10 protein-coding genes and 1 pseudogene are annotated in these 12,171 nt (G+C 75.3%); 6 read left to right on the plus strand and 5 right to left on the minus strand.

Annotation, left to right across the window (positions count from 1 at the left end; all coding sequences use genetic code 11):
• Positions 1 to 92 precede the first annotated feature (92 nt).
• Both ACFPBZ_RS27080 and ACFPBZ_RS27085 read left to right on the plus strand, forming a co-directional pair.
• Positions 93 to 677: a PadR family transcriptional regulator gene (locus tag ACFPBZ_RS27080; RefSeq protein ID WP_378039228.1), complete on the plus strand. Its 585-nt coding sequence runs from the start codon at positions 93 to 95 to the stop codon at positions 675 to 677.
• 16 nt (positions 678 to 693) lie between these two features.
• Positions 694 to 1,767, plus strand: a complete 1,074-nt coding sequence (locus tag ACFPBZ_RS27085; RefSeq protein ID WP_378039229.1) for an inositol-3-phosphate synthase — start codon at positions 694 to 696, stop codon at positions 1,765 to 1,767.
• Between the two features lie 61 nt (positions 1,768 to 1,828).
• Here ACFPBZ_RS27085 and ACFPBZ_RS27090 read toward each other — a convergent pair whose 3' ends face one another.
• The gene (locus ACFPBZ_RS27090; RefSeq protein WP_378039230.1) at positions 1,829 to 4,774 is read right to left on the minus strand and encodes a leucine--tRNA ligase; all 2,946 of its coding nucleotides are present in this window, start codon (positions 4,772 to 4,774) and stop codon (positions 1,829 to 1,831) included.
• 122 nt (positions 4,775 to 4,896) lie between these two features.
• On the opposite strand from ACFPBZ_RS27090, the gene ACFPBZ_RS27095 reads away from it, so the two are divergent.
• Positions 4,897 to 5,382 (plus strand): SdpI family protein, encoded by a 486-nt coding sequence (locus ACFPBZ_RS27095; RefSeq protein ID WP_378039231.1) that lies wholly within the window; start codon positions 4,897 to 4,899, stop codon positions 5,380 to 5,382.
• Positions 5,383 to 5,386: 4 nt separating this feature from the next.
• Here ACFPBZ_RS27095 and ACFPBZ_RS27100 read toward each other — a convergent pair whose 3' ends face one another.
• Entirely contained in the window at positions 5,387 to 5,887 is a 501-nt protein-coding gene (locus tag ACFPBZ_RS27100; RefSeq protein ID WP_378039232.1) for a DUF427 domain-containing protein, read from the minus strand.
• A 42-nt stretch (positions 5,888 to 5,929) separates the two neighbouring features.
• On the minus strand, positions 5,930 to 6,532 hold the full coding sequence (locus ACFPBZ_RS27105) for a YqgE/AlgH family protein (protein WP_378039233.1): 603 nt from the start codon (positions 6,530 to 6,532) through the stop codon (positions 5,930 to 5,932).
• A gap of 114 nt (positions 6,533 to 6,646) precedes the next feature.
• Here ACFPBZ_RS27105 and ACFPBZ_RS27110 point away from each other — a divergent pair, with 114 nt between their 5' ends.
• Positions 6,647 to 8,143, plus strand: coding sequence for an MFS transporter (locus ACFPBZ_RS27110; protein ID WP_378039234.1), 1,497 nt, complete (start codon positions 6,647 to 6,649; stop codon positions 8,141 to 8,143).
• On the opposite strand, the gene ACFPBZ_RS27115 is transcribed toward ACFPBZ_RS27110, so the two are convergent.
• Positions 8,032 to 8,562, minus strand: coding sequence for a hypothetical protein (locus ACFPBZ_RS27115; protein ID WP_378039235.1), 531 nt, complete (start codon positions 8,560 to 8,562; stop codon positions 8,032 to 8,034). The two genes, ACFPBZ_RS27110 and ACFPBZ_RS27115, sit on opposite strands and share 112 nt — an antisense overlap.
• Positions 8,563 to 8,702: 140 nt before the next feature.
• Entirely contained in the window at positions 8,703 to 10,100 is a 1,398-nt protein-coding gene (locus tag ACFPBZ_RS27120; protein WP_378039237.1) for a CCA tRNA nucleotidyltransferase, read from the minus strand.
• Positions 10,101 to 10,360: 260 nt separating this feature from the next.
• Between ACFPBZ_RS27120 and ACFPBZ_RS27125 the strand changes: the two genes are divergently transcribed.
• Positions 10,361 to 10,789 carry an NUDIX hydrolase gene (locus ACFPBZ_RS27125; protein ID WP_378039236.1) on the plus strand — a complete coding sequence of 143 codons (429 nt, stop codon included), beginning with the start codon at positions 10,361 to 10,363 and terminating at the stop codon, positions 10,787 to 10,789.
• A pseudogene (locus ACFPBZ_RS27130) lies at positions 10,786 to 12,171 on the plus strand (hypothetical protein); the annotation flags it as partial. The gene ACFPBZ_RS27125 and the pseudogene ACFPBZ_RS27130, both read left to right, overlap by 4 nt.

Below are 12,171 nucleotides of genomic sequence, written 5' to 3' on the forward strand. Positions count from 1 at the left end.
TCCTGTGACGTGGTCGTCGGGGGGAGGCCTCCCGATGTATCGGGCCGATATGGTCGGCGACCGGCAGCAGTCGTCGACCGGGAGGAGGGACCGTGCTCGAGCTCGCGGTCCTCGGTCTCCTCCACGAGACCCCGATGCACGGGTACGAGCTGCGCAAACAGCTCCACGCCCGGCTCGGCTCGCTGCGTGCGTACTCGTGGGGCTCGGTCTACCCGACCCTGCGTCGTCTCCAACGGGCCGAGCTGATCACCGAGCGCGAGCCCGGGGACGAGGTCGCCCCCCGCGGCGGCTGGGGTCGCCGGGGGCGTCGGGTCTACGAGATCACCGCCGAGGGCAAGGACCGCCTCGACGAGCTGCTCGGCGAGGCCGGGCCGCAGACGCACGACGACGACAGCTTCGGGGTCCACCTCGCCTTCTTCTCCCGCACGCCCGCCGAGGTGCGCATGCGGATCCTCGAGGGGAGGCGCCGTCGCGTCGAGGAGAGGCGCGAGGGGCTGCGGGCGACGATGACCCGCGCCGGCGAGCAGATCGACCGCTACACCCGCGAGCTGCACCGGCTCGGGCTCGACAGCACCGAGCGCGAGGTGCGCTGGCTCGACGAGCTCATCGACCACGAACGGTCGCTGGGGCGTCACGACACCGAGGGGCCGACGGGTCGTACCCGTCGGCCCGAATGAGCGAAGGAGACCATCCATGGGTCAGGTCCGTGTGGCCGTCGTCGGCGTCGGCAACTGTGCCGCGTCGCTGGTCCAGGGCGTCACGTACTACGCCGACGCCGACCCGGCCGCCCGCGTGCCGGGTCTCATGCACGTCGACTTCGGCGGCTACCACGTCCGGGACCTGACGTTCGTGGCGGCGTTCGACGTCGACGCGAAGAAGGTCGGGCAGGACCTCGCCGAGGCCATCAGCGCGAGCGAGAACAACACGATCAAGATCGCCGACGTCGCGCCGACCGGCGTGATCGTGCAGCGCGGCCACACCCTCGACGGGCTGGGCCGCTACTACCGCGAGACGATCACCGAGGCCGACGAGGAGCCGGTCGACGTGGTCGCGGCGCTGCGCGAGGCGCGCGCCGACGTGCTCGTCTCCTACCTGCCGGTGGGCAGCGAGGACGCCGACAAGTTCTACGCGCAGTGCGCGCTCGACGCGGGCGTCGCCTTCGTCAACGCCCTGCCCGTGTTCATCGCCTCCGACCCCGAGTGGGCCGCGAAGTTCACCGAGGCGGGCGTGCCGATCGTCGGCGACGACATCAAGAGCCAGGTCGGCGCCACCATCACCCACCGCGTCCTCGCGAAGCTCTTCGAGGACCGCGGCGTGCAGCTCGACCGCACGATGCAGCTCAACGTCGGCGGCAACATGGACTTCCGCAACATGCTCGAGCGGGAGCGCCTGGAGTCGAAGAAGGTCTCCAAGACCCAGTCGGTGACCTCGCAGGTCGACCGCGACATGGGCAAGGGCAACGTCCACATCGGCCCGTCGGACCACGTGCCGTGGCTCGACGACCGCAAGTGGGCCTACGTCCGGCTCGAGGGGCGCGCCTTCGGCGACGTGCCGCTGTCGCTGGAGTACAAGCTCGAGGTCTGGGACTCCCCGAACTCGGCCGGGATCATCATCGACGCCGTCCGGGCCGCGAAGCTCGCGCTCGACCGTGGCATCGGCGGCCCACTGCTCGGCGCCTCGTCGTACTTCATGAAGTCCCCGCCCGAGCAGTACCGCGACTCCGTGGCCTACGAGAAGGTCGAGGAGTTCATCCGCGGCGAGGGCTGAGCCCCACCACGCACGAAGGGCCCCACCGGATCGGTGGGGCCCTTCGTCGTCGTACGGCCCGCTACGGGACCACGTTCACCAGGCGGCCCGGCACGACGATGACCTTGCGCGGCTCGGCGCCGCCCAGGATCTCGACGATCTTCTCCTCGGCCAGGGCCGCGGCGCGCACCTCGTCCTCGGTCGCCGACGCCGCCACGGTGACCCGCGAGCGCACCTTGCCCTTGACCTGGATCGGGTACTCGGCGGTCTCCTCGACCAGCAGCGCCGGGTCGGCCTCGGGGAAGGCCGCGTAGGCGAGCGTCTCCGCGTGCCCGAGCCGCGACCACAGCTCCTCGGCGAGGTGCGGGCACAGCGGCGAGAGCATCAGCACCAGCGGCTCTGCGACAGACCGCGGCAGCCCGCCGTCGGGGTAGGTCTTCGTCAGGTGGTTGGTCAGCTCGATCAGCTTCGCCGCGGCGGTGTTGTAGTGCATCGCCGGGAAGTCGGCGCGCACCCCGTCGATCACCTTGTGCAGCAGGCGCAGCGTCTCGTCGGACGGGGCGTCGTCGGAGACCCGCAGCGAGCCGTCGTGCTCGTCGACCAGCAGCCGCCACGCCCGCTGCAGGAACCGCTGCGACCCGACGACGTCGCGGGTGGACCAGGGGCGGGAGGCCTCCATCGGCCCCGTCGACATCTCGTAGAGCCGGAAGGTGTCGGCGCCGTAGGTGGCGCACATGTCGTCGGGCGTCACGACGTTGCGCAGCGACTTGCCCATCTTCCCGTACTCGCGGGTGACGGGGCCGTCGTTCCACGTGAATCGTGTCGTGCCGTCCGGGCCGTCGGGCGTCTCCACGACCTCCTCGGCCGGCACGTAGACCCCGCGCGCGTCGGTGTAGGCCCACGCCTGGATGTAGCCCTGGTTGAACAGCCGGCGGAACGGCTCCGACGCGCTCACGTGGCCGAGGTCGAACAGCACCTTCTGCCAGAAGCGCGCGTAGAGCAGGTGCAGCACCGCGTGCTCGACGCCGCCGACGTAGAGGTCGACCCCGCCCGGGTCGGCCGGGCCGAACTGCTCGGGACGCGGGCCCAGCCAGAAGCGCTCGACGTCGGGGTCGACGAAGCGCTCGGCGTTCGTCGGGTCGAGGTAGCGCAGGTGGTACCAGCAGGAGCCCGCCCACTGCGGCATCGTGTTCGTCTCGCGGACGTAGCGCGCCCAGGCCCGCTCGGAGTCGGAGGCGAGGTCGGCGGAGAACGACGTCCACTCCGTGGCGCGCGCCAGCGGCGACTCCGGCGACGAGTCGCGGTCGTCGGGCGCGAACGACTTGGGGGAGTAGTCGTCGACGTCGGGCAGCAGGACCGGCAGGTCCTCGTCGCCGAGGGCGTGCGGGATCGACGGGCCGCCGTCGGACTCGCCGTCGGCGGCGTAGGCGACCGGGAACGGCTCGCCCCAGTAGCGCTGGCGGCTGAACAGCCAGTCGCGCAGCTTGTACTGCACGACGGCCTCGCCGTCACCGCGCCCGGCCAGCCAGTCGATGATCGCGCTCTTCGCCTCGGCGACGCCCAGCCCGTCCAGGGAGATCTCGTCGTTGGCGGAGTTGATCGCCGCGCCGGCCCCGACGTAGGCCTGGCCGTCGAAGTCCTCGGGCGGCTGCACGGTCCGGCGGATCGGCAGGCCGAACACGGTCGCGAAGTCCCAGTCGCGCTGGTCCTGGCCGGGCACGGCCATGATCGCGCCGGTGCCGTAGCCCATGAGGACGTAGTCGGCGACGAAGACCGGGAGCGGCTCGCCGTTGACCGGGTTCGTCGCCCAGGCCCCGGTGAACACGCCCGTCTTGTCGCGGGCCTCCTGGCGCTCGAGGTCGGAGCGCGACGCGACGACGCTGCGGTAGCCCGCGACCGCGTCGGCCGGGGTGTCGGCGCCCCCGGTCCAGCGCCCGTCGAGCTCCTCGCCCGCCCCGGGCTGGGGCCACGCCGCCGGCAGGATCGCGTCGACCAGCGGGTGCTCGGGCGCCAGCACCAGGTACGTGGCCCCGAAGAGCGTGTCGGGCCTCGTCGTGAAGACCTCGACCGCGTCGTCCGAGCCGGCGACGGCGAACCGCACGGTCGCGCCCTGCGAGCGCCCGATCCAGTTGCGCTGCATCGCCTTGACCGAGTCGGGCCAGTCGACGCCGTCGAGGTCGTCGGCCAGGCGGTCGGCGTACGCGGTGATCCGCATCATCCACTGGCGCAGGTTGCGGCGGAACACGGGGAAGTTGCCGCGCTCGGAGCGCCCGTCGGCGGTGACCTCCTCGTTCGAGAGCACCGTGCCCAGCGCCGGGCACCAGTTGACCGGGGCTTCGGCGAGGTAGGCCAGGCGGTGGCCGTCGAGCACGCGGTCCTGCTCCGGGCGCGACAGCGTCGACCACGCGCGACCGTCGGGGGTGTCCCGCGTCCCCGCGGCGAACTCCGCCTCCAGCTCCGTGATCGGGCGGGCCCGGTTCGCCGCCGGGTCGAACCACGACCCGTGGATCTGCAGGAAGATCCACTGGGTCCAGCGGTAGAACTCCGGGTCGGTCGTGGACACCGAACGGCGCTCGTCGTGCGCCAGGCCGAGCCGGCGGATCTGGGCGCGGTAGCGCCGCACGTTCGCCTCGGTGGTGGTCCGCGGGTGCGTGCCGGTCTGCACGGCGTACTGCTCGGCGGGCAGGCCGAACGCGTCGAAGCCCATCGTGTGCAGGACGGTGCGCCCGGTCATGCGCAGGAAGCGGCCGAGCACGTCGGTCCCGATGAAGCCCAGCGGGTGCCCGACGTGCAGCCCCGCGCCGCTCGGGTACGGGAACATGTCCATGAGGTAGAACTTCTCGGCCGGGTCGAGCTCCGAGCCGTCACCCAGCGGGCCCGACGGGTTCGGCGTGGCGAAGGTCTGCTCCGCCTCCCACCGGTCCTGCCAGCGGGCCTCGATCTCCCCCGCGAGCGCGGCGGTGTAGCGGTACGGGGGCACGGCCGCCCCGGAGGAGTCCCGCCGGGCGACGTCGGGCTGGGCGGTCACGGCGTTCCTCCTGGTCACACACGATCGCTGCCTCCGGCGCGACTGCTGACGGCGACCGGGGCGCGCCACGTCACGCCGGTGGCGTGGACGGGCATGTCGGGCTCCGAGCCTACTCTGGAGGCATGGTCGTCCCCGTCCTGGCCGCTGTCCTGATCGTGGCTGCGCTGACCCTCGTCGTCATCGGCGTCCTGGCCGCCACCCACCGCCTGCGCCGCAACCGGCTGATCGGCGTGCGCACCGGCTGGACCCTCGCCCGCGTCGACGCGTTCCGGCGCGCCAACCGGGTCGCCGCGCCGGCCTTCGTCGCCTCCGGCGTCGTCGGGCTCGCCGGCGGCGTCGGCGCCCTGCTGGCGCCCGTCACCGCGGCGGCCGCGACGCTGCTCGTCGTCGGGACCCTGGGGCTGCTCGTCCTGCTCGGGGTGGGCGGGACGGTCGGCGCGCGCTTCGCCGAGGCCGACCGCGCCGAGACCCTCGAGGCCGAGAACCGGCCCGCGCAGCCCTGCATGCCGCCCGAGTCGGTGACCGTTCCCGACGAGGCCTGTGGTCCCGCCGCGTCGTCGTGCGCGGGCTCCTGCGCGATCTGCCCGCGGGCGGGCGCGGCGGGCTGAGTCCTCACCAGCCCCAGGTGCCGGCCCCGCCCTTGAACGGCCCGACGACCTCGGCGGTGATCCACCCGCCGTAGAACCCGCCGGGCTGCGGCACCACGCGCTCGCCGTCGAGGGTGATCTCGTCGAACGGCGCCGGGTAGAGGGCCACCCGGTCGGCCAGCTCGGGGTAGGTCGCGGACACGTCGCCCTCGGGGTACCACCAGCCGATGGCCTCGAGCGTCGCGCCCGGCACGACGACATCGACGTACCGCGCCGTGCCCTTCCACTCGCACACCGTGCGCCGCTCGGCGGTGCGCAGCACGCCCTCGGTGAAGGCGGCGCGGGGCAGGTAGAACGTCGGCGGGTGGCTGGTCTCGAGCACGCGGACGACGTCGTCGGTGTCGACGACCACGGTGCCCGCGTGCGTGACGACCGCACGCCGGGGGTCGCGCTCCAGCCGCGGCGGGCGCGGGTAGTCCCACACCGACTCCTGGCCCGGCCCCGGCTCCTCGCGAGTGATGCGCATGGTCACGACGCTAGGCCGGTGCGGCGCGCGCCGCCGGGCGCGTCAGTTGCGCTTCGGCTCGGCCACGTGCGTGGCGAGCAGGGCCAGCGGCACGCCCTGGCGGCGGAGCACCCCGCCCCAGAGGTCGTAGCGGGGCGGGGCGAGGACGTCGTCGGGCAGGGCGGGCACGACGAACCAGTCGCCGCGCGAGATCTCCCCGGCCAGCTGCCCGCCGTCCCAGCCCGCGTAGCCGGCGAACACCCGCAGGCCGCGGACGCGCGGCGCGAGCGAGGCCGGGTCGCCGTCGAGGTCCACCAGCGCGACCGGGCCGCGCACCCCGACGACGCCGTCGGTGCCCGACGGGTCGTGGCCCGCGTGCAGCGCGGCCAGGCACAGCGCCGTCTTCTGCTCCACCGGTCCGCCGACGAACACCGCGCTCGGCCGCGTCGTGTACGGCCCCCAGGTGGGGAGCACGTCGCCGACCGCCACCTCGCTCGGCCGGTTCAGCACCACCCCGAGCGTGCCCTCGCGCCGGTGGTCGATGACGAACACGACGGTGCGCACGAAGTTGGAGTCGGTCAACGACGGGGCGGCGACGAGCAGGGTTCCGGGCTCGACGGCGGTCGCCGCGCGTCCGGCGGGCTCGTCGCGGGTTCCCTCGGCCACGGGATCCATCGTGGCACTGCTCGGACCGATCGGTGAGCCCGGCCGCCGAGCGTCACGCCCCTCCCGCCGGACGGACGCACCGGGGCGCCCACCGCCCGCGTAGCGTGACCGGTCGTGCCCGCCCCTCCCGCCGCGTCGGCCGCCCCCGGCCGCGTCGGCCGCCGAGAACTGGCGGCGCAGCCCGGCTTCCTCCGGCTGCTGACGATCCGGCTGGGCGCGCAGTGGGGCGACGGCGTCTTCCAGGCGGCGCTCGGCGGCGCGGTCCTGTTCAACCCCGAGCGCCAGTCCGACCCGGTGCTCGTCGCCGTCGGCCTCGCCGTCGTGCTGCTGCCGTACTCCCTCGTGGGCCCGTTCGCGGGGGCCCTGCTCGACCGCTGGGACCGGCGCCGCGTGTTCGTCGTCGCGGGGGCGATCCGCGCGGTGCTCACCCTCGTGACCGCGGCGGTGGTCGCGGCCGGGGTCACCGGGCCGGCGCTCTACCTCGGCGCCCTCGCGACCATCGGCGTCAGCCGCTTCGTCCAGGCCGGGCTCTCGGCCGCGCTCCCGCACGTGGTCGCCCCGCGCCGCCTCGTCGCGGCGAACTCCCTGGTCACCACCAGCGGTGCGGGCGCGGCCGTGGTGGGCGCCTCCTGCGCGTTCGTCGTGACCGGCCTGATCGGCCCGGGGAACCTCGGCTCCGGCATCACGGCCGCCACCTCGGTGATCGGGTCGGCGGTGATCGTGGCCGTCGCCGTCGGCTTCGCCCGCGAGTCGCTCGGGCCCGACGACCCGAGCGAGGCGGCCCAGGCGCTCCGGGCGGTCGCGTCCGGGCTGGCCGACGGGGCCCGGGCCGCCCGGGAGGCGCGCGGCGTGGTGGCGGCGTTCTGCGCGGTGGCGGCGCACCGGCTCGCCTTCGGGGTGGCCACCCTCGTGATGCTGCTGATGATGCGCAACGGCCTCTCCGACTGGGGCCCGCTGAAGGCCGGCATCGCGGGGCTCGGCGAGACGGTGGTCGCGGCCGGGATCGGGCTCGTGGTGGCGGCCGTCGTCACCCCGTGGCTCACCTCGCGGATCGGCCGCCCGGCCACCGTGCGCGTCATGCTCGGGCTCGCGGCCGCCGCCCTGCTGGCGCTCGGGCTGCCGATGACCCTCCCGACGATCCTCGCGGCAGCGTTCCTCCTCGGCCTCGTCGGGCAGGCGATCAAGCTGTGCTCCGACGCCGCGGTGCAGCGCGAGGTCGACGACGCCCGCCGCGGCCGGGTGTTCGCCCTCTCCGACACGGTCTTCAACGTCACCTACGTCCTCGCCGTCGCCGCGGCCGCGCTGCTCGCCCCGCTCGACGGCCGGTCGGCGGGCCTCATCGGCACCGCCGCCGGGCTCTACGGGCTCGGCCTCGTCGTGCACGAGATCGCCCTGCGCCGCGGCGTGCCGGTCGGCGACACCCGCGGTCCCGACGGCGGCGCCCTCCCCGTGCCCGAGCAGCGCGGGGACCAGGGCGGGCGTGACCAGGGCGGGCGTGATCAGGGCGGCACCCAGCCGGGCCCGCCCTCGCCGACCGCCGCGTCCACCAGCCCGTCGGAGTCGGTGTCGGCGAGGAGCACGTCCCAGCGCGACGTCGAGGACCCCGCGTAGGCACTCTCCGCCCTGCCGTCCCCGTCGTGGTCGACGAGCAGCTGGTCGGCCCGGCCGTCCCCGTCGAGGTCGCACAGGACGCGGCCGGCGGCCGACCTCCCGTCGGGGACGCCGTCGTCGTCGGTGTCGAGCTCGGGCGCGATCCGTCCGCCGGGAGCGCCCGGGTCGCGGGCGGCCCACGTCCCGCGCCCGGCCGGGTCGACGAACGCGGCCTCGGGGCGGTCGTCGTCGTCGAGGTCGAGCAGGGCCCGGTCGGCGGCCCCGTCGCCGTCGGAGTCCCAGAGGGCGTCGTCGACCCGGCCGTCGCCGTCGAAGTCGAGCGCGACCGCGTCCGGGGCCGGCCCGCCCAGCGCGAGATCGGCCGGCGACCGGTGCCGGTGGACCGGACCCCGGCCGGTCCCGAAGTGGTAGGTGATCACACCGGTACCGACTCCGGGCCGCCCCGGACGGTTCCGTCCGGCCTATGACTGCCACCCGGTGACAGCTACTCGCGGCGCGACGGTGGCGCAATCCTGACGTCGGGTGTCAGCGATGTGCCATCGCTGACCCATCCGGGAGGTCAGCTTCCGATGATGCCCTCGGACCGCGCCCACTCCAGGAGCGCCGCCTCGGCCGCGTCCCGATCGAGCGGACCCTGCTCGAGGCGCAGGTCCTTGAGGTGCCGCCACGCCTTCCCGACGACCGGCCCGGGGCCCACGCCGAGCAGCTCCATGATCGCGTTGCCGTCGAGGTCGGGACGGACCCGGGCGAGGTCCTCCTCGGCGGAGATGCGCTCGATGCGCTCCTCGAGGTCGTCGTAGGTCCGCTGCAGGGCGGCGGCGCGCCGCTTGTTGCGGGTCGTCGAGTCGGAGCGCACGAGGGCGTGCAGCCGGCCGAGCAGGGGGCCCGCGTCGGTGACGTAGCGCCGGACGGCCGAGTCGGTCCACTCGCCCTTGCCGTAGCCGTGGAAGCGCAGGTGCAGGAACACCAGCTGCGAGACGTCGTCGATCAGCTGCTTCGGGTAGCGCAGCTCGCGCATCCGCTTGCGGGTCATCTTGGCGCCGACCACCTCGTGGTGGTGGAAGCTGACGCGGTTGCCGGGCTCGATCCGCCGGGTGGCGGGCTTGCCGATGTCGTGGAGCAGCGCGGCGAGGCGCAGCGTCAGGTCCGGGCCGTCGGTCTCCCGCGCGACGGCCTGCTCCAGCACGGTGAGCGAGTGCTCGTAGACGTCCTTGTGCTGGGCGTGCTCGTCGATCTCCAGGCGCATCGCCGGGACCTCGGGCAGCACCACGTCGGCGAGCCCGGTGTCGACCATCATCTCCAGCCCGGCCCGCGGGTGGTCGCCGAGGAGGAGCTTGGACAGCTCTGCCTGCACGCGCTCCGCGGTGATGCGGGAGAGCTCGGGGGCCAGCGCGGTCATGGCCTCGCGGACCCGGGGCGCGACGGTGAACCCGAGCTGCGACACGAAGCGGGCGGCCCGCAGCAGCCGCAGCGGGTCGTCGGCGAAGGAGCGCTCCGGCTCGATCGGGGTGTCGAGGACCCCGCGGGCAAGCGCCGCGAGCCCGCCGCAGGGGTCGACGAAGGTGCGGTCGGGCAGCGAGACGGCCATCGCGTTGGCCGTGAAGTCGCGGCGCACCAGGTCGCCCTCGACGCTGTCGCCGAACGCGACGACGGGGTTGCGGGAGACGCCGTCGTAGGTGTCGGCGCGGAAGGTCGTCACCTCGAGCGTCACGCCGTGGCGGGCCAGCCCGATCGTCCCGAACTCGATGCCCGTGTCCCAGACGGCCTCGGCCCACCCCGAGACGATCTTCTTGACCTGGGCGGGGTGCGCGTCGGTGGTGAAGTCGAGGTCGCTGGAGAGCCGGCCCAGGAGTGCGTCGCGCACGCTGCCGCCGACGAGGTACAGCCGGTGGCCCGCGTCGGCGAACCGGTGGCCGAGGTCGTCGGCGACGGGCGAGTACCGGAGCAGTTCCACCACCGCAGTCTGACCGGCGTCGGGCCGGTCCTGCTGCGGGTTCCCGCCCGTCCCGACGAGGGACGGGGCGGCCTGGGGGGCGGTCTGGGCGGTTCCGGGCACGACAGGACAGCGTAATTCGCGGCCGGTGGGCCGCCGCGCCCCGGGACCCGCCCACCGCCCGGTGACGCATCCCGTGGCCGGACGGGCCGCCGTACCATCACGGAATGCCTCCGCCGCCGCGACGACCCGCCGACCGCCGCCGGCGCGGTCCGCGACGTCGCATGCGCACGGTCGACGAGTTCTCGGCCGGTGGGCTCGTGGTCGACGCGCAGCAGGGCTGCGCGGCGCTGATCGGGCGGCTCGACCGACGCGGGCGCCTGCTCTGGTCACTGCCCAAGGGGCACATCGAGGAGGGCGAGACCGCCGAGCAGGCCGCGGTCCGCGAGGTCGAGGAGGAGACCGGCATCCTCGCGGTCGTGCAGGCCCCCCTGGGCAGCATCGACTACTGGTTCGTCGCCGAGGACCGCCGCGTCCACAAGACGGTGCAGCACTTCCTGCTCTCGGCCACCGGCGGCGAGCTCTCCGACGCCGACGTCGAGGTCACCGAGGTGGCCTGGGTGCCGCTCGGCGAGCTGTCCTCGCGCCTCGCCTACGCCGACGAGCGCCGGCTCGTCCGCCTGGCCGCCGAGATCCTGGAGGAGTCGGCGTGACGGCGGGAGGGGCGCTGCGGACCCTCCTGACCCTCGTGGTCGCCCTGCTCGTCCTGACGACGGCCCCGCAGGCCGCCGCGACCCCCGCCGCGACCCCCGCCCTGCCGCGGCAGGCGCCGGGCCCCGTGACGCTCGCCCTCGACGCGCTCGGCCCCCGCGTCGTCACCCCCGATGGCCCGGCGGAGCTGACCGTCACCGGGCGCCTGACGAACTCCGGCGCGGTCCCGGTGCGCGACGTCGGGGTCCGCGTCCAGCGCGGCGCCCCCGTGTCCACCGACCGCGAGATCGCCGCGGCGCTCGCCGGGGCGGTCTCGCCGGACGCCGGCGTCGTCGCGCCCGCCTTCACCCCGGTCAGCGGCGAGCTCGACCCCGGCGACACGGTCCCGGTGGCCGTCCGGGTGCCCGTGGCCGCGCTCGCCCTGCCGGGGCCGGGCCTCTACCCGCTCGTCGTCGAGGTCAACGGCACGCCGGGACCGGCGGCGGGCCCGGCCCGCGTCGCGGCGGTGCGGACGCTGCTGCCGGTCGCCGGCGCCCCCGCGGCCGCCGGCGCCGCCGTCTCCCTCCTGTGGCCGATCACCGACCGCCCGCGGCGCCTCGCCGTGCCGCCCGGCAGCCCGACCCTGCTCGCCGACGACTCCCTGGCGGCGTCCTTCGCCCCCGGCGGCCGCCTGGCGGGGCTGGTGTCGGCGTTGACCGGCTCGGCCCCGGTCGGTGGCCCGGCCGCGGCGGCGACCTGCCTCGCCGTCGACGCCGACCTGCTCGAGACCGCTCAGGCCATGAGCGGCGGCTACCAGGTGAGCTCGCCGACCGGGCCCCGGCCGGGCACCGGGGCCGCGGCCGCGGGCACGTGGCTGGCCGCGCTGCGGGCGGCCGCCCCGGGGCGCTGCGTCCTCGCCCTGCCCTACGCCGACGCCGACCTGCTCGCCACGAGCCGCGGCAACATGAGCGACCTCACCACCGCCGCCCGCACCCTCGGGGCCCGCCGCACCGCGGAGCTGCTCGGGGTGACCCCGGTGCCCGACGCGACCGTCCCGGCCGGGGGCCTGCTCGACGAGCGCAGCCTCGCCGACCTCACCGGCGGCGGCGCCCGGGCGCTTCTCGTCGACGGGGCGACGCTCGCGGGCGGGGTCCCGCCGGGCTCCGTCGGACGCTTCGCCGGGGACGGGCCCACCACGCTGGCGCTCGCCTCCGACCCGCTGGCCGCGCAGGCGCTCGTCCCCGGGCCCGCCGCCGGGTCGGTCCCGGCCGACGGGCCCCTCGCCACCCAGGACGCGCTGGCCGTGCTGACCGGCCGGGCCCTCGCGGGCGGCGGCGTGACCGTGCTCGCCCCGCCACCCGAGTGGGCGGCCGACCCGGCCGCCGCGGCCGCGCTGCTCGCCGGC

It is taken from the genome of Actinomycetospora atypica, assembly GCF_042653685.1.
GTDB classification, from domain to species: Bacteria; Actinomycetota; Actinomycetes; order Mycobacteriales; family Pseudonocardiaceae; genus Actinomycetospora; species Actinomycetospora atypica.

Bases quoted from the DNA above. Each gene is read 5' to 3' on its own strand.
- ACFPBZ_RS27085 (WP_378039229.1), top strand. From the start codon at position 694: ATGGGTCAGGTCCGTGTGGCCGTCGTCGGCGTCGGCAACTGTGCCGCG.
- ACFPBZ_RS27095 (WP_378039231.1), top strand. From the start codon at position 4,897: ATGGTCGTCCCCGTCCTGGCCGCTGTCCTGATCGTGGCTGCGCTGACC.
- ACFPBZ_RS27100 (WP_378039232.1), bottom strand. From the start codon at position 5,887: ATGCGCATCACTCGCGAGGAGCCGGGGCCGGGCCAGGAGTCGGTGTGG.
- ACFPBZ_RS27125 (WP_378039236.1), top strand. From the start codon at position 10,361: ATGCGCACGGTCGACGAGTTCTCGGCCGGTGGGCTCGTGGTCGACGCG.